The organism is Nocardiopsis sp. KDC1DS13DA1, from assembly GCF_055632325.1.
On record NZ_JBVMUY010000067.1, the window covers coordinates 1 to 24,736 of the forward strand.

16 protein-coding genes are annotated in these 24,736 nt (G+C 67.6%); 5 read left to right on the forward strand and 11 right to left on the reverse strand.

What is annotated here, in order from left to right:
- Positions 1 to 52 precede the first annotated feature (52 nt).
- From ACTVAJ_RS29360 to ACTVAJ_RS29370, 3 genes are all read left to right on the forward strand, one after another.
- Positions 53 to 418 carry a hypothetical protein gene (locus ACTVAJ_RS29360; protein WP_470391552.1) on the forward strand — a complete coding sequence of 122 codons (366 nt, stop codon included), beginning with the start codon at positions 53 to 55 and terminating at the stop codon, positions 416 to 418.
- Positions 419 to 491: 73 nt separating this feature from the next.
- The gene (locus ACTVAJ_RS29365; RefSeq protein ID WP_470391553.1) at positions 492 to 956 is read left to right on the forward strand and encodes a hypothetical protein; all 465 of its coding nucleotides are present in this window, start codon (positions 492 to 494) and stop codon (positions 954 to 956) included.
- Between the two features lie 166 nt (positions 957 to 1,122).
- On the forward strand, positions 1,123 to 1,608 hold the full coding sequence (locus ACTVAJ_RS29370; RefSeq protein WP_470391554.1) for a hypothetical protein: 486 nt from the start codon (positions 1,123 to 1,125) through the stop codon (positions 1,606 to 1,608).
- Positions 1,609 to 1,699: 91 nt separating this feature from the next.
- On the opposite strand, the gene ACTVAJ_RS29375 is transcribed toward ACTVAJ_RS29370, so the two are convergent.
- Positions 1,700 to 2,482 carry a nuclease-related domain-containing protein gene (locus tag ACTVAJ_RS29375; RefSeq protein ID WP_470391555.1) on the reverse strand — a complete coding sequence of 261 codons (783 nt, stop codon included), beginning with the start codon at positions 2,480 to 2,482 and terminating at the stop codon, positions 1,700 to 1,702.
- 483 nt (positions 2,483 to 2,965) lie between these two features.
- Between ACTVAJ_RS29375 and mobF the strand changes: the two genes are divergently transcribed.
- Together mobF and ACTVAJ_RS29385 are read left to right on the forward strand one after the other, a co-directional pair.
- Positions 2,966 to 9,868, forward strand: a complete 6,903-nt coding sequence (gene mobF / locus ACTVAJ_RS29380) for a MobF family relaxase (RefSeq protein ID WP_470391556.1) — start codon at positions 2,966 to 2,968, stop codon at positions 9,866 to 9,868.
- Between the two features lie 40 nt (positions 9,869 to 9,908).
- Positions 9,909 to 10,424: a hypothetical protein gene (locus ACTVAJ_RS29385; RefSeq protein WP_470391557.1), complete on the forward strand. Its 516-nt coding sequence runs from the start codon at positions 9,909 to 9,911 to the stop codon at positions 10,422 to 10,424.
- A 254-nt stretch (positions 10,425 to 10,678) separates the two neighbouring features.
- Here ACTVAJ_RS29385 and ACTVAJ_RS29390 read toward each other — a convergent pair whose 3' ends face one another.
- From ACTVAJ_RS29390 to ACTVAJ_RS29435, 10 genes are all read right to left on the reverse strand, one after another.
- Positions 10,679 to 11,572, reverse strand: coding sequence for a hypothetical protein (locus ACTVAJ_RS29390; RefSeq protein ID WP_470391558.1), 894 nt, complete (start codon positions 11,570 to 11,572; stop codon positions 10,679 to 10,681).
- On the reverse strand, positions 11,569 to 13,587 hold the full coding sequence (locus ACTVAJ_RS29395; protein WP_470391559.1) for a type IV secretory system conjugative DNA transfer family protein: 2,019 nt from the start codon (positions 13,585 to 13,587) through the stop codon (positions 11,569 to 11,571). Before ACTVAJ_RS29395 ends, ACTVAJ_RS29390 begins: the two co-directional genes overlap by 4 nt.
- Before the next feature lie 47 nt (positions 13,588 to 13,634).
- On the reverse strand, positions 13,635 to 15,092 hold the full coding sequence (locus ACTVAJ_RS29400; protein WP_470391560.1) for a hypothetical protein: 1,458 nt from the start codon (positions 15,090 to 15,092) through the stop codon (positions 13,635 to 13,637).
- Positions 15,093 to 15,258: 166 nt separating this feature from the next.
- The gene (locus ACTVAJ_RS29405; protein WP_470391561.1) at positions 15,259 to 15,537 is read right to left on the reverse strand and encodes a hypothetical protein; all 279 of its coding nucleotides are present in this window, start codon (positions 15,535 to 15,537) and stop codon (positions 15,259 to 15,261) included.
- 404 nt (positions 15,538 to 15,941) lie between these two features.
- Entirely contained in the window at positions 15,942 to 17,003 is a 1,062-nt protein-coding gene (locus ACTVAJ_RS29410; protein WP_470391562.1) for a ParB/RepB/Spo0J family partition protein, read from the reverse strand.
- Positions 16,996 to 17,694 (reverse strand): ParA family protein, encoded by a 699-nt coding sequence (locus tag ACTVAJ_RS29415; RefSeq protein WP_470391563.1) that lies wholly within the window; start codon positions 17,692 to 17,694, stop codon positions 16,996 to 16,998. Before ACTVAJ_RS29415 ends, ACTVAJ_RS29410 begins: the two co-directional genes overlap by 8 nt.
- A gap of 594 nt (positions 17,695 to 18,288) precedes the next feature.
- The gene (locus tag ACTVAJ_RS29420; RefSeq protein ID WP_470391564.1) at positions 18,289 to 19,125 is read right to left on the reverse strand and encodes an endonuclease/exonuclease/phosphatase family protein; all 837 of its coding nucleotides are present in this window, start codon (positions 19,123 to 19,125) and stop codon (positions 18,289 to 18,291) included.
- 57 nt (positions 19,126 to 19,182) lie between these two features.
- Positions 19,183 to 19,926: a hypothetical protein gene (locus ACTVAJ_RS29425; RefSeq protein ID WP_470391565.1), complete on the reverse strand. Its 744-nt coding sequence runs from the start codon at positions 19,924 to 19,926 to the stop codon at positions 19,183 to 19,185.
- Positions 19,927 to 19,974: 48 nt separating this feature from the next.
- Positions 19,975 to 21,153: a hypothetical protein gene (locus ACTVAJ_RS29430; RefSeq protein ID WP_470391566.1), complete on the reverse strand. Its 1,179-nt coding sequence runs from the start codon at positions 21,151 to 21,153 to the stop codon at positions 19,975 to 19,977.
- Positions 21,150 to 24,662 carry a DEAD/DEAH box helicase family protein gene (locus tag ACTVAJ_RS29435; protein WP_470391567.1) on the reverse strand — a complete coding sequence of 1,171 codons (3,513 nt, stop codon included), beginning with the start codon at positions 24,660 to 24,662 and terminating at the stop codon, positions 21,150 to 21,152. The genes ACTVAJ_RS29430 and ACTVAJ_RS29435 overlap by 4 nt, the downstream gene beginning before the upstream one ends.
- Positions 24,663 to 24,736: the final 74 nt, after the last annotated feature.

A 24,736-nucleotide genomic window follows, 5' to 3' on the forward strand; every position in this document is an offset into this window, starting at 1 on the left:
ACGGGGGAGACCCGACACCCTCCCCCACCACCCAACACGAAGGAGACACCCAATGGCCCGCATCACCGTCACCCAGGCCCGCGCCAACCGCCTTGCCCGCCGTGACACCCGCCGCGCCCTGGTCGCACAGCGCACCGCCGCCCGCGCCGCCCACCGCGCCGAACTCCACACCGTCGCCAGCCACCTGCGCAAGCTTGGAGCCGACACGGCCACCGCCACCGGAATGGCCGCCACCCTGCGCAAGCGCATCAGCGGCCCCGGAGTCCGAGGTTTCGCCGCCCGATCCCTCACGGACGGAATCCGCCGCCGCTGCACCCGCTACACGCGAAACCAGGTTCTGGCCGCACTGGCCAACTACAAGCCCCGTAAGCGGGAATTCCAGGACTTCCGCGCCCAGGTTCTGGGACTCGCGGCCTAACCCCACCCACAACGCGCGGGGGAGGAGCCGACACCCTCCCCCGCCCCGCCCAACACGAACAGGAACACACCCGATGCACACCACCAACCGCACCGAGCCCGTCACCATCACCACCGTCAACACCGACGGAACCACCCACACCGCCCCCCGCCCCGACGGCGAGACGATCAAGGACACCACACGCCGAGCCCGAACACTCGCCTACGGGGCCGACATCCACACCGTCCGAGTCCACCACGGCGAGGAGCTTGTCAGGGAGTACACGGCCATCACCGTCAACCCCCAACAAGGTGGCATCTTCCCCACCCTCTGGCACCTTGCCAACACCCAAGCCGAGCACATCCACGACGCCCACGCCCACACCGCCCGCACCGCCATCGAGAACGGCGAGGAGGCAAACGCAGGCGAGATGATGCGAGCGATGGAGGAAGCCGCCCAGCGCTACGCCGCACTGCCCGCAGCCCAACCGGAGGCAATCGAAGCGATGGACAGCATCGCATTCGGCGTCGGAGCGCTGTACAGCGCCACGTTCGGCTAGACCCGAGCCGATACCCCGCACCCGCGCTGATGAAGAATCGGCGCGGGTTTTCTTGTTTTGGTTGTTGATCAGGGTTCTAGCACCTCCCAATTGCTGATATACTCATCTTAGAAGGAGCGGGGGAGACCCGACACCCTCCCCCACCGCCCAACACGAAGGAACAGACATGGAATCTCTTGCTGGCTACCGCATCACCATCACCGTCGTCATGACCAACGGCCGCAGCCACCTGGCCACCTACCCCACTGGCTACCCCACCGGCGAGCACGACGCCGTTGCCCGCGCCGAGCGACTCGCCTACGCCGACGACGTCGTACGCGTGATCGTCGCCCACGGCCCCGGCCGCTACTGCCCCCCGACCACCATCCGAGAGGTGCCCGCCGTCCGCATCAACGTCGACGAGGGAGGCATCTTCCCCAGCCCGTTCCACACGGCCGCAATGCTGCGCGAGCACATCCACGACGCCTACGCCGAAGCCGCCCGCTGGGCGATCATCCACAGGGACCGCGACCGCGCCGACAAGATGATCCGAGCCCGCGAGAACGCCGCCACCACCTACGCCGACACCATGGGAGCCGAACCCGCCGCCATCTTCGAGATGGACGACGAGCGCGCCCACACCGCCCGCCTGTACGCCGCAGCGTTCAACTGATCAGACCGAACCCGGCAACGGGGCCACGCCGCACGGCGTGGCCCCGTTCGTGTCTCACCCCACACGGTCAACGTCTCACCCCGAACCCGCATCAGCTTCGCGTGTGTGGAGCGAAGCGCGACCGCACGGCCGCCACCACCGCATCAGTTTCGACCGAAGACAGCTCTGAAGGCAGCGACCGTACCCAACGGTTCACATCAGCAGCCGCCAGAATCAGCACCCCCCGACACTCGAAACGCCGCCAGTGCGGAATACGCGAACGCGGAACATGCACCGCCAACACAGACCGAACCGGAACCCGACGCCCCAAATCAGCGAACAGGAAACGGTCAATCTCGCCAGCTTCCCAGAGAACGGACCGTACCAGAAGCGGCGCCCCAGTATTCCCAATCCGGAGATGCCCCCGACCATTGAACCGGACATATCCAGTCCGATATTTACTGTCCGCCACCGCCACCCCGAACGGCCCAATCACCACGTGATCAATGTTCGCACGCGACCCAGGCACACCCAGGTCATGCAGGACCACGCACCCACGCCGACGCAACCGGTCCAGACGCCGAGCCGTTCGACGTTCCCCCACCGCGCCCCGCCGCCAGGAGGCCGACGCCCCCCGCCGCCACAGCAGCGCCCCGACCGTGAGTGCCAGGAGCAGACCGACGACCACGCCGACCACGATCCCGCCCAGCCACGCAGCAAGGAGACCGAAAGGCAGGGCCGCCAGAGCGGATTTTGTCAGGATCGGCAGCCGTTCAGCGCGCGCCAACTCTCGGGACATTGCGCGCGCGGACGAGCCAGCCGAGGACGGAGAGAGTGACCGACCAGTATTCGGCATTCTGCGTTTCCTCGCATAGGAGATGACGACCGACCCCATGATGGCATGAAGCGGTCAGAGCAGGCCCCGCTTATCGGTGGACGGGTGCCCACACGAGGCCCACAAAGAAGCAACGTGGCCCCAGCCCCAGAGCACAGCTACAGGGTCAGTCCGGAGCGCGCCCCCGCCTGCTACCCCTGGGAGCAGCTTTCGCCCAGAAATGGGCCCCGCCTTCGGCGGGGCCCATTTCGCGTGTGGCGCCTTCGACACCGTCCGCGTGTCCCAAAACGTACGGAGCTTCCCAAGAAGCCAGCAGGAGGCGCTACACAGCCAATCAGAGCCATCACAGGAGCGATCCAGGAGGAGGTAGAGCTACCTCACCGAGCGAGGTAGCGAGGCATCCAGCCAGTGACCAGGCAGGATGCCAGACAAGCCAAACAAAGTGATCACACCTAGGCACCATGCTCTTGGCTGGTAGAATCCACTCCGGCTCGTCTCGGATTCAACAACGCAGAGTCGCTCGCCAGGGAGGAGGTTCGTCAGGTGCTCACCATCGCGACCGGGTATGACCCCGGGTACCTGACGAAGCAGACCCTGACGAGCGCGAAGAATTACTACACGATTGCGGTTACTCAGCACGGAGAGCCGCCAGGCGTGTGGTGGGGTCCAGGGGTCGAGGCGCTGGGTTTCACACCCGGGTCAGCAATCAACCCCTTGGTAATGGAAAAACTCTATTCCTCCTTTGTTGATCCCAGGGATGAAAATTTCCTCAACAGGGCTGTTTCTGATAGGGAAAAGCGGCACCTGGGAATATGTCCACCCCGGTACAAGGATGCATCCGCCTGGTATGAGCAACTCCTCAAGCGGGAGCCTGAGGCGACGCCGGAGCGCAGGAAGGAGTTGAGGAACGAAGCTGTCCAGAAAGAGGGTCGGCAGAAAACAGTTTTCTTCTATGACGCAACGTTCAGCGTTCCTAAGTCTGTCTCTTTGTTGCACGCCGGCCTTTTGTCGGCGGCTCAGGTCGCCGAGAGGGCCGGAAACTTCGAGCGCGCCGCGCAGTACCGTGAGCGAGCCGAAGCGGTCGAGCGGGCCGTGATGGCAGGTGCCTCGGCGAGCCTGGAGTACCTGCGCGAGCATGCTGGAGCAGCTCGCACTGGCCACCATGGCCGCAAGGTCGAGAGTCGTACCACCGGTCGGTGGACACCCGCCGGAGGGTGGGTCGTAACCCAGTTTCTCCAACACACCAACCGCGCGGGCGAGCCCCAAATGCACGTCCACAACGCCATTCTCGGACGGCAGCTCTGCGAGGACGGAAAGTGGAGGGGAATTGACTCACGCGCACTGTTCCGATCTCGCCCTGGCGCGGCGGCCGCAGGTGAGAGGAAATTGTTCCAGGACCTCACACGTGACCTAGGCGTTGAGGCGGTAGAACGGGCTGACGGCAACGGGTTTGAGCTGAAAGGCGTTTCGGCTGAGGAAATCATAGGCTTCTCGTCTAGGCGCACCATGGTCACCACAGCGCTTGAACAGAAGATCCAGGACTACGTGGGAGCCCACGGACGTCTGCCGAACGCACGGGTCATGTACAAAATGGCTCAGGAAGCCACCCTGGATACCCGCAGAACCAAAGAGCCGAAGTTGGACCGCCAGGCTCTGTTGGCGAAATGGGAGAAGCTGGCTGACGGACTGGAGCTAGGTAAGCTCGCCAGCCTTCCTCACCGGGTGCTCGGCCGCATCGACCCAGAGCGCAACGCTGCCCTGGCCTACGAGCCGACGCAGATCGAGATGGACCGGATCATCACCACGGCCGTGGCACGGGTCCAAGAAGCCAAAGCGGTGTTCAGCCGACACGACGTCTACCGACGCATCAACGACCAGCTTCCCCCGAACCTCGGTGCCCTGTCGGATCAGCAGGTCCACGCATTGGTGAACAGCATGACCGACCTGGCGCTGAGCCCGGCCGGACCTGCCGACGTACGCCTGCTCAACGCCCCCGAGATCGTCCTCATGCCGGCTGAGCTGAGGGACGTGGATGGCCGCAGCGTCTACGTGGCCCCAAACGCTGAGCGTTTCACCACCAAGGAGCAGTTGGACAACGAACAGGAGCTGATCGCCGAGGCGCTGCGCCTGGACGCCCCACGGATCCATGTCGAGCCTGCCGAGGCTGAGGCGGAACCGGCTGAGACGGATGCTGTCTCAGTTGAGACAGCGCCGGGTGTGGAGGGCGCGCCCGCGGCGGGTGCGACGGTTGAGGCTGAGCGCCAGGACGAGGCGATCGAGTCCACTCCCACTGAGCGCAGTGGGGAGTCGGTGGCGGATGAAGCGGTCGATGTTTCCAGCAGCACGGGTGAGGTCTCAGCCGAAGCGGCTGGGGGCTGGGATGAAGCGCCTACGAGTTCTGACGGAAACGCGGTTGATCCTCACGAAGGTACCGAGATCAGCGCCGATGATCCTCATGTTTCTTTGAATGAGGGTCAGAGCTCGAAGGCCGGTCCGGACCCGGCGGGCGAGATCCCCAACACAGGCACACCGACCACTGAAAACCCTGGTCAGGAGGTTGTCCGCTCTCTCGAACAGGAACGGCTCATCCAGGCCCACCGCGACGCCGCCGCCTGGTTCCAGGCGCAGCTACGAGGCGAAGGCGGTCAGGCCGCCCGTGACTACGTCACCCACCGCGGATTCGCCCACGCGCTGGCTGAGGACTCGCCTTGGCAGATCGGGTATGCCCCTGGCGGCGGCAGCCGGTACGCCCTGTTCAACCACCTTTCGGCGTTGGGCTACACCAACGACGAACTGTTGGCATCGGGCCTGGTGTTGCGCACCGAGAACGGCGGTGTGATTGACCGGTTTCGTGAGCGCGTCGTCCTTCCAGTCCTGAACTCCACAGGTGAACCGGTCGCATTCGTGGGCCGTAACACCCCGGCCGCCATCTCCCCCGCCAAGTGGATGAACAGCCCTGAGTCGCCGATCTACAGCAAGAAGGACGTGCTGTTCGGCGTGGGCCAACAGCGCGAGGCCCTCGCTGCCGGTGCGCGCCCCGTCGTCGTCGAGGGACCGTTCGACGTCCTGGCCGTGGCCGGCGCCCGCGAGGACGACGGGCCGGGGCTGGTCGCGGTGGCGCCGTGCGGGACCGCCCTGACCGCCGAGCAGGTCGCCGAACTGTCCACCGTCGCCGATGACGAGGCCGGTGTGGTGGTCGCCTTCGACGGTGACAAGGCCGGACAGAAGGCCGCCGTGCGCGCCTACGACCTGCTGCGCGACCACCCCGGCCCCGTGAACGCCGCCACTCTGCCCCCCGGCGTCGACCCTGGCGACCTGGCTGACGACCCCGAGCGCCTGCACGACATCCTGGATGAGCGCGACCGCTTGTTGCTGGATGTGGCGATCATCGCATGCGTGGACTCCCACCGGTGGACGCCCACCCGCTACGAGGGATCGACGGCCACGCCAGAGGAGATGCTCCGTGAGGCCGCCGAGTCCTGGGGGTTCGCCCCCGAAGAGATCCAGGCCAGCGTCCAGCAGAAGATACGCGAGCGCGAGGACGGCCACCAGACCTCCCAGCCACGGATGGAGCGGCCGCGCTACCAGGAGGGTGACCTCACCCCTGAGGCGTGCAGCGCGGCCATCCGTCAGGCCGCCGAGTTGATCGACCCGGACGCCCCCAATGCGGGTTTCATGGCCATGCGCGCTGTTGATCGGCTGGTCGAGGAAACGGGCGCCCCACGGGACATCGTCCTCGATGCCATGTTCCCCACGGACGAACCCGCCGCGGACCTCATGCAGCCGAGCAGCCCGTGGGATCGCAAGCGGGTCGTGGCCTCGCTGATCTCGCCCCAGACACAGGCCGCTTGGCGCGAAGAGGACCAGCGGCGCGCGGCCGAGCAGGCTGCCGTCGAGGCCGAGTCTGCGAAGTCGCCCGAACTCTCCGACGATGCGGCCGAGACCGTCCCCGCGCCTGCCGAGGTAGAGGACGGCGGGGTGGAGCCCGATCAGGTGTGGCCCCAGATGCCGCGGGTGTCGGAGGAAACGGCGCGCGCTCTGCGCGAATCGGCTCAGGTGCGGGCCGAACTCCTAGACCGGTATCCGCGGCTGCACATCGACCAGGCCGACGCCATCGCGGGTATCGCCACCAGCGGTCGCGGCGTGGACGTCCTGGTCGGCCCGGCCGGTTCGGGTAAGTCGACCACGGTGGGCTACCTCGCTGACCTGTGGAAGGACAAGACCAACGCCCCCGTGGTGGGTTTGGCGACAGCGCAGAACGCCGCGAACATCCTGGGCGCGAAGAAGGTCAACGGCGCCAAGGCGTTCGACGCCACCCACAACATCGCTAAGTGGCTGTACCTGGTGGAGTCCGGCAAGGAGCGGATCGTCCCGGGGTCGCTGATCGTGGTGGACGAGGCCAGCATGGTCACCACCACCCAGTTGAAGGACATCCAGGAGATCGCCAGCCAGGCCCGCGCCAAGGTGGTGTGGGCGGGAGACCACGCCCAACTCAGCGCGCCCGGCGCGGCCGGCGCCATGCGTCACCTGGTCGAACTCGGTGGCGCCTACGAGCTGACCGCCGTACACCGGTTCGCTGAGCCCTGGGAGGCAAAGGCCTCCCTACAACTGCGTGACGGTGCGGTCGAGGCGTTGACCACCTACGACAAACACGGCCGACTGATGGCCGGGAGCCGTGCCGACGTCGAAGCAGAGGCCCTGCGCGGGTACCTCGCCGATCTCCTGGATGGCAAGGACACCCTGTTGCTGACCTCCACCAACGAGAACGCCTCAACACTATCGAGGCAGGTCCGCGCAGCCCTGATCGAGGCTGGGCTGGTCGAGGCCAACGGCACACGGTTGCGGGATGCGAACACCGCCGGGCGCGGTGACCTGATCATGGCCCGCGGCAACGACACCAAGATCACGGTCGGGGACGAAGAGCGGGCGCTGTCCAACCGTGACGTGCTGCGCGTAGTCGACATCGAACCCGGTGGCGGAATCCGGGCGGTCCTGATCGAGGAGGGCACCGAGACGGAGACCGTGGTGACCCTGCCCGCAGAGTACGTGTCCAGCAAGGTCGAGCTGGCCTATGCCGGGACCACGCACGCCGCCCAAGGGCGTGACGTCGACACCTGCTACAGCATCGTGGACGACAGGGTCACAGCCGAGATGCTGTACGTCATGCTCACCCGTGCTGAGAAAGGCAACTACGGGTTCGGCGTGGCCGAGGACACGTCCGCGGACCTGCGGATCGGACCGGACCAGGCTCAGGAGTACACCGCCCAGGTGCGCCAGACCGCAGCGCGCGAGCGCGGCGAGCACCTGCCCCGAGACCAGGAGGCCGAGCGCGCCCGCCTGGCGCGGGAAGCCGACGAACAGCGTCTGTCGGTGTTCGCCGCGGCTATGCAGCGCGAGGCCGCTGACCCGATGGCCACCGAGGCCATGCTCGGTGAGGCCGAGCTGCCCCGTCACCTGGGACACCTGGGGGCAATGTGGGTGGACATGACCCGCGAGTACACCGCGCGCGGCTACCTGGAGCGTGCCGCGCAGCGCGGTGTGCTCCCCCCGAAGCACCTGGAACGGGCTCTGAAGGAGGAAGCGCTCGGCACCCTGGGGCGGATGCTCACCCAGTTGGACATGGCCGGATACAAGGCCGACACCATCTTGGACGGGGCGATCAGCTCGCGTGAGCTGGACAGCGCCGACGAAGTCACGCAGGTGTTGTACTGGCGCATCGCCGAGGAAGGCGGGATGCGCAACGTCGATGTCACGTCGTTGGACCCCAGCGAGGAGCAGATCAACGCGACCTGGTCCGAGCGCACCAAGGATCTCGGGGTGCCTACCATCGACGTGGCGCGGCACGACATCGCTCAGCGCATGGACGAGCGCACCCGAGAGCTGGCCGAGCGCGTCGCCCACAAACCGCCCCGCTGGCTGGTCGAGCACATCGGCCCCGCCCCCGCCGAGACACACGGGCGCGAGCGAGAGCAGTGGATGCAGCGCGCCGGCCGGGTGCTGGGCTACCGCGAACAGTGGATGTACAAGGCTGAGAGCGACGCGATCGGTCCGGCGCCGTCGCGGGCCAACCCCGAGCAGCGGGCGAGCTGGTTGGCCGCACACGACGCTCTGGGGGTCCCGGAGGGTGGACGTGACCTGTCCGGTGCTTCGCTGGGCGAGCTGTACGTTGCTCGAGCTGCCTACGAGCGTGAGACCCGGTGGGCCCCCGCCTACGTGGCCGACGAGCTGCGCACCGCCTCGCGTCAGGCCCGCGAGCTGGACCAGCAGGTATCCCGCTTGCGCGCGGCCGCCAACCAAGAGGTGGACCCCGAGCGGCGCACGGCGTTGGAGGCCCAGGCCCAGGCCCGCGCCGATCTGGCCGAGGAGATGCACGCCCACCGCCAGGACCTGATCCGAATCGACACCGCCCGACAAGGGTGGTATGAGGCGACCGAGGACAAGCGGATCCTGGCTGAGCGCGCCGACCAGGAGTTGCGCCGCCGTGCCGAACGCGACGCCGCGGAGAACAAGCCCACGCGGGTGGACGTGGAAGCGCTGCGTCCGCTGGCGCTGGACGGTGCCGGCGGCCGCGAGTACGAGGAGGCCCAGCAGCGGCGCGTTGAGACCGAGGAGGCCGAACGCAACCAGGTCCACCCCAACCAGATGAGCCTGGACGACATCACCGCCCCCGGGCCTGTCCCCGAGGCGGTCGACGCCGAACCCGTGGAGACCGAAGCCCCACAGGTCGAGCAGGTCGCCGAGCGGGTGGAGATCGAGGACCCCGAACCGGTGGTGGACGAGCAGATGCTCGCCGAGGCCGAGGCGGACCCGGTCGTGTGGGAACCGCTCTTGGCACCCGAGTTCGCCCAGGCGGAGTTCACTGCCTTCGGCGCGACACCCGAAGCGGAGGTGCAGGAGACGGTTGATGTGGTTGAAGCCGAGATCATCGACGGTCCCGAGCCCGAACCCAGGCCGGAGCCTGTTGAGGAGCTGGTGGCCATTGATGTGGAGGTCACGTCCGAGATCGTGGAGGGCACCGCACAGGTCACAGACGAAGGGATCACGGTCACCGAGGTCGAGGCCGTCGACCCCTGGCAGCGCCTCACCGAGCCCGAGCGTGAACCGGAGAGGGAACGTCCCGTCGAACCCACGACTGAGCCCGAGCGGGAGCGTGAACCGGAGGTGAGCGCGGACCAGCCCACCTTGTGGGATGAGGTCATCGACAACGACGCCGAACTGGACCGAGTCATCGACCAGGCCCGGCACGCCGCCGACCTGGCCGCCTACCGCAACCAGGAGCGCGATGCCACCATGGTCGCCCAAGAGGAAGCCGACCGGGAATACCGCCAGCAGCAGGCCCGGGAGGTCGACACCCAACTCGCCGAGCGTGAGGAAGCAGCACGCGAACAGGTGGAAGAGCGTGAGGCCGAGCGCGCCGCCGAACAGCCGGTCGAGCTGGAGCTGTAGAGACCGCCGGAGCCGCAGAGGGAGGGTTACGGTAGAGGCCATGACCGAGGGCAAACCGCTGCACCTGCTCACCCCGGCCGAGCTTCGCAAACGCTTCGGCGCGGCTCCCCCACCGCGCAGACTCAGCGACGAGGAAGTCGCTGACCTTCGCCGCCGTCTGAACGCTGACGGCGATCTGGCCCTGACCCCGGACGAGCACCGCGCCTACTACGCCATGGGCATCGTGCGGTACCACCAGGATGTCGACGCTCTGGTAGCCCAGGTCAGTCGTGAGGCCTTGGACGCGCCGCCGGCCTCCCGCAGCCGCAGCTATGCCGCCGGGGTCCTGGACGCGGTGGCATGGGCCCACGGCGAACGGCGCGAGGCCCCCACCACCGGGGCCAAACCCCAAGCCCGGTTGCCCAGCACCGTCGAGATGGAGCGCGAGGCGGCCGACGCCGCCGAGATCCTGGCTGGACACCCCAGGTCCGGGCACCCCCCCGAGTATGTGTCCGGGGTCGAGTGCACGCTGTTGTGGTTGGTGTGCGACGGAAACGCCCACCCTTGGACGGCCTGAGAGAAAACGAGCAAAGTCGCATCGTCAGCACGTTGGACAACACGAAGGGCCCCTGTTCAGGGGCCCTTCGGCGTGGGAACTACGAAGAGTCCTTCACTGGCTCAAGGGCCAGAACGTCGCCACTGCGCCGCGCGTCCACGGTAGCAAGGGTTTCGGCTGATGGCGGCTGACTCTGCGAGCACCGCGACTGTCGACTACTTCGCCTGCCCCAGTACCCGCACCCAATGTAGGCACGGGCCCCTTCCAGGGGCGTCCTACTGGTCGTTCTCCGTTTCCTTGTCTTTGCCTTGTTGGAGCACGATGAACAGCTCCCACTGCTCGGTGGTGACCCCCGCTGACCGGACGATCCCCTGACACCTGTCCATGAACCGTTCGGCGTAGTGCTCATGCTGCTCGCGAAGATCCGGCTGCGTGTCCGGGTGCTGAGCCGCATCCAGATGCTTGCCCGCCTCGACATAGCAGCCATACGCCTGGAGCAGTTCAGACATCACTGGTACCAGTGAGCTCACCGCCGAGTCATCACGTCCGGCCATGTCCGGGATCGGGTGCAGATCCTCTCCTCCGAAATCAGGGCACTCCCCCGTTGTCTCCCGGGCCTGCTTGAGCAGATAGTCCAGCAACCGGCGCCAGTGTTCGGCGTCGGCGAACCGGCGATCCTTGGCGTCGAACCCCTTGAGGTAGCCCCGGTAGAGCAGCCACAGATCCGAGACGATGCCCATGTGCAACGGCCAGCACCACCGCAACTGCTCTTGGGTGTGGGGCCACTGCACGAACAGGGTGTCGCGCACCCATTCCTGGAGTTCGTTCATCCACGTGACCCGCTCCTTTTCTGGAACGTGCTGCCAGTCCGCGGGCGGTTCGGTGTCCGCGCCCTCGGTCTGACCCTGAGCGAGGTTCTCGTTGATCACCTTCAGGGACGTGTGCAACTCCTCCACGCGAGCACGCAGATCCGCGTACGTTGTGTCCTGTTCCGTTTGCCCGTCGAGGATGCCCTGTAGTTGGTCCCGCAGCTCCTGAACTTCCGCGCGCAGCTCGGCGTAGTCGATCCCGAGCTGCGCCGCCACGGTCGGAGAGGGCACACCAGAGCCGGGGGCCCGGCCCTGATTCGGGCCCCCGTCCTCTGGAAGGTCGCCGAGGTAGCCGCTCACAAGCCCTCATCCGTCTCGATGGACGTCGCTGCGGGGTTCCATCCCCGCAACGTGCGCGGACCCCTCGGCGCTTCCAGTTCGTTGCCCGAATGCACCGATGATGGGCGGCGCAGCTTGGGAGCCCCTCCCGGATCACGTCCTTGCTGGCCACCACCGTTGTTGCCGTTGCGCAGCGATTCCGACGAGGGCAGACCGTCCTGGTGCACCTGGTCGCGCAGTTCCGGCATGGCACTGGGCACATACCGGGTCATGACCGGGGGCAGTTCGAGCGGCAGCGGTAGCCGGGAACGCTTGTCCTTCCAGTGCACCCGTGCTTTGACCAACACTGGCCTTCTGCCCCTCAACCGGCACACGACGTAGCCGTTGGGTACCTGTGTGCCCGGGTCCATCAGGGCGTCGGTTTCCCGCTCGCGAGGTGCCGAGCTGTCCGTGGCGTCCTTCTTCTTGGTGTCGATGCGGATCCGGCCGCCCAACTTGATCAACTGGCGTTCGGTGATCGGATCATCGTTGGTGGGCCACATCATCTTGAGCTTGGAGTTGTTCCAGATGGTGGCTGCACCCTGGGGCCCCCACCGGTCCTCGAACTGCGCCCAGGACTGCCCCAGGGAATGGATCTGGATGCCCGACCCGGCCCCGTAGGACAACCACTCAGGAAGCGGCACAGGGCAGATGTTGACCACCTCGTCCAGCAGCATGGTCAGGTGGGGATCCAGCCTGCGCTTGCTGTTGGCGAGCATAGCGGCGTTGTACAACTCGCTCACGAACGCCGACAGCAACGGCGCCACCGGCGACTGCGCGTCGGCCGGAGGCGACATCAGGTAGAGGCTGTCCTTCGAGCGCAAGAACGCATCGATGTCGAACGGCGGGAAGCCGGGACGCGGGGTGAGCGCGTCCACCGTAGCCCCATCAGCCATGAACCGCAGCGCTTCGTTGAGGGTCTTGATGATCGACCCCCGCGTGTTGGTCGGTGCGCTGAACAGGTCCAGCAGGGCGTTCGCGGCGTTGCGGTCGGCGCCCGGATGCACCCGCAAGATCTCGTACGGCTCCAGATTCAGACTGGTCAGCCAGTCCACGACCGTCTGCAACGTCACCGGCGCGTCGATGTACTCCACCTGCGCACCGGACTCCATCGACGCCGCTTCCTCTGGGGTGGCCATCACCAGCGCGGCCGCGTGCATGTACGCCGACAGAGCCTGAGCCGCGTTGTTCTTCCAGAACTGGGCGTCCGACAACCCGCCGCTCTTGCTGGCGTAGACGATGGCGTAGGCACGCCGTACCGCCACCGCGTAGTCCTGGCAGCCGTCGATGACATTCCACCGGAACGTCGACCCGATGGTGCCGACCCCGGCCGGGTTCCACACATGCAGTTTGCCCAGCTTCGCCCTGTACCCGCCGCTGGCCTCCAGCAGGTCCGAACGGATGGTGGTCGCCACGAGCGGGCCCGGGGCGTCCCACGCGTAGAAGACCGCTAGGGCCGACTTGCCTTCCTGGGCCGGGCCGATGATCAGGCTGTTGTCCTGGAAACTCGAGCGGACGGTATGGCGGAATCCGCACCAGGCCCGGTGTGCCTTGCCGTGCTCGACCGAGTAGGCCCGAGGGTTACCCAACCAGCGGTCCCGCCAGGTGAGCGAAGGGCGGATGTGCTTGGCGATCTGGCGCGGCCGACGACGCCCGTACTCCCGGTTCAGGGTCCGCCATCCGGCGAACCCGGGGCCGGGCCAGAACCCGATCCATGTACGGGTCTGCATGGGCAACCACGTACGGCGGTGCTGACGGTTGATGGAGTGGCGCCACCAGGCGAACACCGTGCCGGAGGCCAGCCCGAACGCCAGCAGGGCTGGAAGGAACGCGGGCAGTTGAGGGTCGAAGGCAGCCATGTCGTCGGCGAGCACCGCCTCGAAGGACTCGGCCGGAACGAACACCTCACCCACAGCCGGAGAAGCCTCCCAGTCCTCCCAACCAGGGGACGGCTCGTCGGGCACGGCGACGGTGGTCATCTGCGTCTGATCCGACATGGCCCTCCACTCCCCTGCGCTCGCGGTGTTCTCATCCTGCGCCCACATCATGACAGTCCCGCCAGTGCGTGCCCGTTGACGCCCGAACCGCGCTGCTCCGCAACCTCATCCTCATCAAGGTAAGAGAGCAGGTATCCCACCGCGGTTCCAACGGAATTGGGGCTCATCCCCGCGGCCTCGAGTAGTTCGTAAGCGACCTCACGCACGCACTCCCGACGCCCGTACCGGGGGTCACCATTGCGGCCCATCTCCCTGTACAACCACCGCATCCGCTGCTTGCTGGGAGCCGCCTCCCGCATGACGCACAGCTCAGCTTCCAGATTCCGGGCCTGAACGGAAGCATCCTCCAAGGCCTGGTCGCGCTCGGCGACCTGGCGCATCAGGCCGTTCAGCTGATCGGTGAAGCGGTCTTCAAGGCTACGGACGACCTGCGCGTGCCGGTTCCGCTCGCTCTCCAGCTCCTGCCCCTGCCGCTCACGCAGCCGTGTGAGCTGCTCCTCGAAGTCCGCGCGCAGCTTTATGACCGTGTTGCCCGACTGCTCACCCAGGGCCGCGAGCTTGCCTTCCAGCTCCTCGCGCTCTGCCCGGTGGCGCTCCTTCATGCCCCTTTCACGCTCAGCGGTGTCCCCCTTCACCGACTCCAGTGAGCTTGCGAACTCGGCGCGCACGGCCTCCATCTCCTGGGCGTGCTGCCGCTCAGCCGCGGAGATCCTTTCCTGCGCCTGCCGCTCGGCGTCGGCCACCTTCTCCGCTGCCGTCCGAGACGCCAGCTCCTGGAGCTGCTTGGACTCGCGTGCCTCGGCCAACGCCGCGTCCGCGCGGTCTCCCGCCACGGTGCGTCCGGGGGCGTAGGGGACCTCATCGAGGAACCACGCCCGGAACTTCCCGAACGTCTCGGCCGGGTGGAAGGCCATCCGGACCAGCCACAGGAAGACCCCCCAGATCACAGCAACGACCAGAGAGGTCACTGACCACAGAGTGTGGCCCGGAGGCAGACCGCGGCGTTCGACCATGCGGTGCTGGATCTCCACGATGATCCGGTCCGAGACGCCCGCGTACAATAGCGGTGGACCAGCCCAGACCAGAAGACTCCCCCAGTCGTTCAGGTCGGCCTGAGCGACGTTCATGGCCACGCTCACGGCCACGCTCAGTAGGTTGCCGACACGCGCGTTCAGCGCTGACCGGCCGCGAAGAGCCGTGGCCAGACCGAGAATCGCGAAGCTCAGCGCGGCGAGGTCCCAGCTCAGCGCTTCCAGGATCACCGCCCAGTCATCAGTCTTGAACCCAGCCACGTACACGCGCTGGGCGTCGAAGCTGACGTACATGGTGGCGGCCGCGAGAAGTACCAGAAGCAGGCCAGCCACCGAGATAGCGGCCTGGTATCCCCAGTCACGAGGAGCACCACCGCGTTGGGGCAGCTTCACCGCGTAGTTGTGGACCTCACGAACGCCCGGGGGCTTGGGCTTCCACTGGCCCGGCTCGGCAGTGTCCTGGTCGCGGATCACCGGACGGTCATCCTCATCTGGCGTGAGAGTCAGTTGATCGTCGCTCGGCGTTGCCGAAGAGGATCGAGGCCATAGTCTTGGAGACACGACGGAACCTTTCGTTTCGTTGGACGCCCCGGCCGAGCGCGGTTCTTTGGCGAGATGCGGCGCCGGTCGGGGTGATTAGTCATTGATCGTTGTGAAGGGCGGACCGCAGGTTCGCGCGGATGGCGTCCTCTGTCCCGCCTGCTACCAGGTGGGCATGTTCCAGTAGGACGTCCACGGCAACGCGGATCAAGGTGTTTTCGGTGATCCGTGGCGTGTCTGGATTCTCCTTCGCTGCTTGCAGGTCCCGTGCCAGTGGCGTCAGCTCGTCCAACTGGTCCCGCCACAACGGCACCGACTTGCGTTGTTGGGTATCGCCTGTTCGGATCTCATAGATCCGGGTTCGCGACGATTCAGTCATGTCTCAAGGTTCCAGTCCATGTTGGCTGTAGAGGTCATCTCCCAGAGCGCCGACCTTCGGAACCGCAGCCTTCATCGCCATGGCCATCAGGACACAGCATGTGTTGGGCTCACGTGTTCACCTCCTGCGCGCAAGGGTACATCGTAACTTCCTAAGTTGCTAACATTAAAAGTTACAAACTTTATCTGTCGCCTGGGTCGAGCGTCACCAGCGGTCCGCAGTGTTCAGCGTGCGGTGCGAAGGCTGGCCAGTTTGGGTACAACCGCACCAGCAAGTCGGAGCGCGCTTACCGTACCCAGAGCAGAGGTTGTCGGTAGGAGGCCCGCACACTGGTGGCCCGACCAGCTCCCTGGTCGGGCCACCAGTGCTTGGGTGAAGCTCCGCAGCACATCTTCACTTCATGGTTATTTGAGGCGCTCCATGCCAGCATCGAGGAGCTGGGCGAACTTCTCTGGTCCAAGTTCCTCGTAGAGTCGATCCGCCATCGTCTGAGGTTCCCACTGAAGGTCTAGGGTCAGTTGCTCGTGTTGAAGCTCCCCCGCGGGCTCATGATCTTCGGAGACAGCTCGATGGCCTGGGTCGGGTGTGTGGTTCACCTCGATACCGTCAGGAACAAGAACCTTGCCAGGATTAACGCCGTTAATCGGCCTCTGGTCCTCTGCGCCGTCCAGCTCTGCCGCTCCGTTGGCCTCCGTCGGCTTAACGCCGTTAATCGAGGAGGGCAGGTCCTCCTCAGGCTCGTGACCGTCGACGGTGAGGTGGTCCGTGCTGTCCACCCGACCTGAGGAGCGCTCATGATTAACGCCGTTAATCATGTCCTGCCACGCGGATATCTGGTCGGTCTCCTTGTGGCGAGCCAGCGTGCGTGCCTGTTCGATCTTCATCTGCCCGGTCAGGAAGAGGTCCTGCATCTCCGAGCTGAGGTTGAGTAGGCTAAGGCGCTGTGAGATGAAGGCCGGAGTCCGTCCCAGGCGGGCTGCCAGTTCCTTCTGGTTCAGCCCACGCAGGTTGCGCAGCTCAACCAGAGAACGAGCTTCTTCCAGAGGATGGAGGTCGATCCGGTGCATGTTCTCCACCAGGGCCGACTCAAGTACGTGTGACGCGCTCTCCGGCGAGTCATCGACATGGATCTTCAGCTCCTTCAACGGAGCAACATGCGCCGCGGCCAGACGCCGACACCCTGCGACGACAACCAGGTCAGCCGCTCCGATGATCTCCTCATCGTCAGGCATCAGCTTGAGGTAGGCGTCACGGGTCATAGCCGTGACGGGCTGCAACTGACCAACGGCCCGGAAGCTCTGTGCGAGTTCCTCGATCTCGGTCAGGGCGGTTCGAGGGTTGTGGGGGTTTGGCGCCAACCTTTCGAGGGAGGCGCTGATCAGAGGTCGTTGGGGGCGGGGGTGGTCAGGGGGAGGAGCCTGCCGACGCTGGCGCTGGTTCCTGAGCTTGTTCAGTCCGTTACTCATAGGCCAACATCATCTCGCCAAGAGAGAGGATCCCTTCCTCGAAACGCTGAGCGCGCTTGGGAACCGGCTCGCGTGTGATGGGGATACGGATCTGACGGTTGGGGATCCACGTCTCGTTTGGCAGCGGATCCGCGATCTGGAACCCGGCAGCTTCGATCTTCTCCAACCGGTCAATCGCCCACTGCGGAGGGGAGATCGGAGTCTTGTTGGGAGCGATGATGATCGGGTAGTCCGCCAGCTCCCGCGTCATTGACTCCAGAGACTTGAACTCCTTCTGCCCGAAGGTGACCGGGCTCACGGTCACCTTCGCGACTCCCATTGCGGCATACGTCATAGGCAGCCCGCCCGGGTGGGTGTCGATGACTACGTCACGATCCCATTCGTCCGCCCACGTCCTGATCAGCTTCTGCATGGTGCGCACATCGGGCTGGACCATCTCCAGGTCGCGGTGCGACGGGACCAGGTCCGGCTTGTTGCGCCCCTTCAACGGACGCGGTGTACGCCCCTTCTCGATCGCGTCGAGGAGGGGTGCGTTCACCCTGTCCTCGAAGTCGTACCCCCATGCCTTCGTCAGTCCGCCGTCATCGAAGTCCAGGTCAAGGAGGACGGCGTTCAACTGCCAGGCCAGTTCGTAGGCGATCGTGGACTTGCCCACGCCACCCTTCCAGGCCGCCACTGTGTAGATCGTCATGCAGGCCATTATCCCGATGCTGCCGCGTCCTTAGAAGTCAACGAGAGCATCTGAGGCCACACCGTGAGCTTCTTCTCAGGGTCGTGAGGGGTTGATCGGCCACGCTCACCTCCTCACCTGCGGATTAACGCCGTTAATCAGGTGTTGGGCGCAGGTACTCATCGGCGCTCGATCTGAGTGATTAGACCTCCTGAGCGTGCGAATAGCGGGAAGTTGCCCACGCCGTGTGGGTAACCTCTACCTCGCTGGGCATCCCTGGGCCACGCCTTGGCCCCTACCTGGAGGAACGAAGAGTCACGCCGCTCCCTCTTAGTGTGGGACGAGCGTGGTGATCAACTCGCACAGCTGGCCTTCGTCCAAGGTGGCCAGGGGCAGGTAGTGGGTGTCGTCGGTGACCAGGTCAGCCAGGGTGTGACCAAGGGCGATCCCGACGCTGCGGGGCCCTGTGGGTAGTAGAGCGCGGGCTTGGCCTAGCCCGGATCTGTGCTGGTATCGGAGCAGACCCAACCGGAGGAGGGTGAGCGCCGATGCCTGAGCGGTGGGGGTCCACAACGTCAAGCCAGTGCGGAGATACCGAGGCCTTCGTGGACGGGGTTAGGAGACCCGCGGCAGGGCGGTGTAGTCCACCATGTCCAGGTCCAGGTCCACGGCGATCGCGTGGTGGTCGGAGAATCCGTGCGGGATGCGGTGGTACTCGACCACTGCGGCGCGCAGGGGCTGGGTGACCCACACCTGGTCCACGCGCAGTCGGCCGCCCGAGGCCGGGGCGAGGTAGGAGGTGTCCTGATGCTGCTCGGCCAGGTGGGCGGCGGCGTCCACCATCCGGGCGCGCATCAGCGCCTGGGCGACCCGCCGGTCGGCAACGAACTGGCCGTCGCCGTTGTCGACGAACCGCGCGCCCACGTTCAGCGACGGCAGTTCAGAAGGATCCGGATAGCCGTCGTCGACCATTGGATGGTGGTTGATGTCCCCGGCCATCACCCCCACCCCGCCGTAGCGGTGCACCCGCGAGGAGATCCACAGCGCCTCCTGCTCAGCGGTGGCGGCGCTCACCGAGGTCAGGTGCACCGACGTGACGGCCAACGGTGTGGGGTGGCCGGTGTCGAACACCGGCACGCACAATCCCTTGTAGACCGTGGACTGGTTGATGTGCTCCCAGGCGACCTGCTCCAGCACACCCGGCTGGTGGCGGTACATCACCAGCGTGCCGCCGGGGCTGGCCGTGGCGGGGATCCACCCCGCGATGCGCAACCCCAGGTCGCGCTCGGCCCGGAACACCTGCCTGGCGTTCCGTTCCCGCCACCCCTGTACCTCCTGCAGGCACAGGATGTCCGGGGCCAGGTCGCGGATGATCTCGGCGATGCCGGACCAGCGGTCGTCGCCGCGGCCCTCGGCATCCTGCAGGGCACCGTGGCGCAGGTTCTGGCTCATGATCCGCACAGGTTCTCCGTTCGTCTCTCGCAGAGGGGGCATGACCGCAGAGGTTCCTCAGCCGACCAGGTGGGTGATCACGAGGGTGAGCCCCGCGGCGACACCCATGGCGGGAGCCTCCGCGAGGACCAAGGGAGTGAGCCGTCGGGTGCGTCGGAACAGCCCCGTCATCACCAGGGCGGGAACGGCGGCGGCGATGGCTCCCGCACCGAAGGGCACGACGAACATGCCCGCCGTGGTCAGCGCGGAGACGAGGTACATCTCCCACGCGGGACGTCGGGCCGCGGACAGCAGCGCCACCACTGCGGCGACGGTGACCGCGTAGACGAAAGGGGTCCGGAGGATGAAGTCCGCGATCACGGGGGTGGGGGCGAGGGGTTCGGGCGCCAGCAGGTGCAGGGCCGCATAGACCGCCTCCCCGGCCAGCAGGGCGACGATGGCGTAGCCGAACACGGCCCATGCCTGGCGGCGCCACCGTTGTGGGTCGTCGGTGTCCTGGGGCCAGCGGGGGGAGAAGCCGAGGGTGTCGAAGCCGGGGTGTCCGGCGCGGGTGCTGAGCATGCCCACTCCCACCAGGCCGAGGAAGATGACCCCGCTGCTGGTGATGTCCAGCGGGATGGTGATGCCCTTCCAGGCCAGGACGAGGATGTACCCGCCGGTGGCCGCCCACAGCACGGCCAGCAGAGCGTAGGCCTGCCAGGGGGTTAGCCATGGGTGGGGGGTGCGGATCTGGTCGGGGGCCGTGGCGGGGGCCCACCAGGGGTGCCTGCTGGTGGTGGCGGTCGTGGAGGGCGTGCTCATCGTCTCGTTTCGTCGTCGGGTGCGCCTCTGCGGCACGGGTGGGGGCGGTCAGGACACAGCGGGGGAAGGGGAATCTGCGGGGTGCGCCGGGTTGGTGATCAGGGCGCGCGCCAGGGCCTCGAACTCTGGGGCGTGCGCGGCGCGGAAGCGCACCAGGGCGGCGTGGGCCACCGCACCGGCGCGCTCCGTCTGGCCCTGGTGGTGGATGCGAGCCTGAGCCATGAGGCATCGCCCCATCTGGAAGTGGTCGCTGCCTTCCAGGCTCTTCAGGGTGTGCTGGGCGCGGCCCAGCGTGGCCAGTGCCGCGTCGGGGTGGCCGCGTTGGGCGTGGACCTGGCCGCGCTCCAGCGCCGCGATCGCCGCCCCGCGCCCGTGGTTCAGCTCCCAGAACCGGTGCTCAGCGGCCATGAGGAGGTGTTCGGCGTGCAGGAGATCGTCGGTGGTTGCGTTCACCGCGCAGGCCACGCCGAGGTCGACGGTGGCCGACGCCACTCCGTGGGCATCGCCGCCGGCGATGTAGTACTCGCGGGCGCACCGCCCGTGGTACAGGGTGTGGCGTCGGCCTTGGGCCAGGGTGTACATGCGCTGGTGCATCCGGGCCCGCGCCGACAGTCCTCCGTGTTCTCGGGCGGCCTCCAGGGCCAGCGGGTAAAGCTCCCCCTGCAGGGTGGGGGTGGTCGTGGGCAGGGTGTGCGCGCATTCGCCCAGGTGGTCGGCGATCTGCCACACCACCGTGTGCCGCCCCAGGCGGAACGCCATGCGGGTGACGGCGCGCAGGTTGTCGCGGTGCGTCCTGAGCCATGTGGCCACCTCCGCCACATCCTCGAACCAAGGGTCGGTGGCCTGTTGGGCGATGGCGGCCAGGGCGGCGCCGCCGGTGTCCACGGGGAGTCGGCCGGGGGACAGGTGGGCGGCCGCGGCGGCCAGCCGCAACCGGAAGTACTGGACCAGGGCGTTGATGGCGTGGTGGTGGTCGGCCTCGGTCAGGTCCTGGGTCAGGTCGCGCCCGGGGAGCCGGTGGGTGTAGCGGCCCTGGCCCAGGTGAGCCAGGAGTCCGTCGCGGGCGAGTTCGCTCAACCAGGTGCGGGCGTCCGTTTCGGAGGTGCCGATCAGGGGTGCGGCCAGGTCCGTGGTCAGTACGGGTCCGGGGTGGACGGCCAGCAGCCGTGCCGCGCGGGCGCGGTCGTGGGGGTAGCGTCCTTGAACCTGGTGGGTGGGGTCGGTCATGGCTGGGGAGAGTTCCTGTCGCGGCGGTGGGTCAGGGGTGGTGTGGGGCCGTGTCGGGGAGGGTTCTGGGCGCATGCGTGCACGTCGGTCTTGAGGTAGCGGCTGTGGTTGGCGCAGGGTGTGAGGCGTTGGATGCGGCCCTCGCGGGCCATGCGGTTGAGGGTGTGGGTGGTCACGCCCAGCACCGTGCTGGCCTGGCTCGGGGTGTAGTAGTCCTCCAGCAGGGCGGCGAGCGCCTGGACGGAGAAGGGCTCGTAGCGGGGGCGGCCGCCGGGGGTGAAGGAGACGGTCAGGTGGTGGGCGTTGGCCCACACGAGCAGTTCTCTGGCGCTGAGCCCGCTGGTCCGCGTGGCCTGCTCGGGTGTCATCCACGCGGGCTCACCCGCCCCATGGGTGAGGGGTGTGTGTGGTTGTGCGGGGGTGAGGGCGCAGATGCTGCCCACCGTCAGGACCGGGACCTGGAAGGTGCGCGCTACCTCGGTGCGGTCGTGCCCGTGGCGGACCTGCTCGGCGATCGCCTGGTGGCGCAGGTCGGTGAAGGACTCCAGTCCTGAAGCGCGCAGCTGCTGGTAGATGAAGGGTTGGCTTCGCCCGCTGGCGTGTACGAGTTCGTCCAGGGTCGCGCCGGCACGGATTGCGGCGAGCAGGTGTGCTCCGGTGACGCCGTCCAGCTCGAACACCCGCGGACCGTGCGGGGGCGGTGGGAGTGCGTGTGGGTCATCGGCGCCCAGGGGGATGCGGACCTGGTCGCACAGGCGCTGTTGTTCCTCGTCCAGTTGCTGCTTGCGGTGGCTGGCCTGTAGACCGCTCAGCACCTTGTACAGGGCCCGTTCCTCCGGCGACCGGCTGAAGGGGAGCCGGTGGTGGGAGGCGATGAAGCGTCCCAGCTCGTGGATCTTGCGGGTGCGCTGGTGGCGGCGCAGGTCCCACACCATGTCGTGCTCGTCCAGCCACGCGGTCTGCTCGGCGCTCCACCGGCCGGTGTTGGCCAGATGGCGGGCCCTGACCAGCATCGGGTACAGGGGATGGTCACTGGGCGGGAGCAGGTGCTCGTGCTCGCGGTACCAGGCGGTGACGGCCGCCTGGAGCCGCGGCCAGAACGGTCCGGCCGCCCGCGAACTCCAGTCCATACCGATACGGCTGAGCGCGTCGTAGTGGCGGGGTGGGAGCAGCCCGCGTCGGAACAGGGAGGCCTGCACCCCCAGCCAGGCGCGCAGGGGCTGGCTGGTCGCGCTGGCCACGTCGGGGTCCACGTCCAGGTGGCCGTGGCGTTCGTACCACTGCTCGGCCAGGTGGGCGTTGGCCCACCACAGCGATGATCCGTCGTTGAGCACGACCGTGGTGATGGCCTGGGTGAGGTCGCTGGCGCGGCCGGTGTGCGCGTCCGTCAGCCGCAGCCACCGGGAGGGCGCACTTGTGGTGGTGGCGTTGCCGGTGGTGGTGACCAGGTGGTTGGTCAGGGCGTGGGCGAACCGGGCGTCCACTGAGCGTAGGCCGCTGATGATGCGGGCGAACGCGGCGTAGGCGGGGGTGTCCAGCACCTCCTCGGGTGTGGCGCCGGGTGCCACGTACAGCGGCGCGATGATCCGCGCGACCGTGCGCGGCCCCGTCCCCGGGCGCAGGCTGCGGCCGATGCGCTGGATGAGCTGGGACCTGGACCGGTTGGACCCGAACAACCCGACGGCGTCCACACCGGGGACGTCGATGCCCTCAACGAAGCATCCCAGGGCGGTGACCACCGACACCCGGTTGCCGGGGCGGGCCAGGGCGTGCAGGGCCGCGCGCCGCTCCTGGTGGGAGGAGTGCCCGTTGACGTGCAGGGCGGTGATCGGCCGTCCTGGGGCGTCGGCGCCCAGCAGGTCGGCGGTGGCGGCCAACGTGTCAGCGAACTGGCGGGCCCAGGCCAGGTTGGGGCCGTAGCAGATCAGGCTGCGCAGGTCGTGGGCGCGGATCGAGCGCAGCACCGCGACCTGGGCGGCGACCAGGTCCGCGGGCACCGCGCGGCCGTCCAGGTCCACGGTGTGGCCGCGGCCGATCACGTGGCGGATCTGGTCGGTGTCCACCACGGCGCCGACGAGCTGGTAGTCGTCCAGGTAGCCGTCAGCGATGGCCTCGCCGACGGTGTAGGTGTGGGCCACCGGCCCGAACACGTTCGTGTCGTCCATCGACGCGACCGGCGCCCCGTCGTTGGAGACCACGCGGCGCGGGGTGGCGGTGCCGTAGCAGCGGCGGTGGGCGGGCAGCCGCGTGTGGTCGTGCACCACGGTCCAGGCGTTATCGGCTCGCCCGGCGGTGTGGTGGGCCTCGTCGGCGTAGACCACGTCCCAGGCGGGCAGGTCATGGTCGGCGTGGGCGTCCACCACCAGGTGCAGGCTGTGGTAGGTGGCCACGACCAGGGTGGGGGTGAGCAGGTCCAGCAGCGTGGTCAACAGCACCGGGTCGCGGACCACGGTGGCGTGCATCCGGTGGTGGTGGGCCGCGGCCGTGATCGGTTCGGTGGACAGGGTGTCCTGCTGGGCGCACACCGCCACGACCTGACGCAACCGCGGCCCCCACCGGCGCACCCACGCCTCGGCCACCTGCGTGACCAGGTCCAGGGTGGGCACCAGCACGAGCACCCGCTGGGCGTCCACAGCCGCCGCGCTCGCGGCGTAGCCCACCGTCTTACCGGCCCCGCACGCCCAGTTCCACTGCCCGCGACCGCGGCCCTGCCATGTCTGGAGGAGGGCGGCCACCCCGCGTTCCTGGTAGGGGCGCAAACCCCCGTCCCGGTCGCGGTCGTGCTCCTGGTGGGGCAGGCCGGCGCACAACTGGACCGCCATCTGGTGGTGGGGGGTGGAGGCGGTGTCGATGTGGGTGATGTCCACCTGGTCGACGGCCCCGCCTGGGTGGGCCGCCTGCTGGGCTCGGCGCAGGGCCTGGGCCAGGGCGTGTTGGCGTTTGACCGCCACCGGTTCGTCGCAGTCGATCCTGACCCGGCCGCCGCGCGGGGAGGCGGTGGCGGCGGCGTCGATCCCCGCGGCGGCGACCTCGGTCAGATCGCCCGAATCGCTGCGGCCGGTGGCGTACCAGCCCGCCCCCGACACCCACACCCAGTCCGCGCCGTCCTCGTCGACCACCGCGTGCACCGACAGGGTCCACTCCGGGCCCACCAGCACACGGTCCCGGTGGGGCAGGAGCCGCACGGACAGGTCACGGACGTGGCCGGTGGCCAGGGTGCGGGCAGCGTCACGGGCGTGGTCGGCCGCGCGGATCAGCAGGTGTTCGTGACCGGTGGGTGGCCCGTATCCGAGTTCGGGCGGGGCGATGAGCACCACCTGTTCACCGAGGCGGTCGTGGACCTGGTCGCGGATGACCGAGGCCAGGTCGGCCACGGTTTGCGCGTCGGTGTGGGTGCCGCTCCACCGCACGGTGTCGGTGTGCACCCGCCAGGCCCACCACCCGCTCACATGGGGTGCGACCGCCACCCCCACCGGCACCGGCCCGGCGGGGGCGGTGTCCTGCCTCATCGACCCAGGGCCTTCAGTGATCGGGGCGGCATCGCGTCCTTTCCATCGGTGGGGAACCAGGGCAGGGGGGAGGC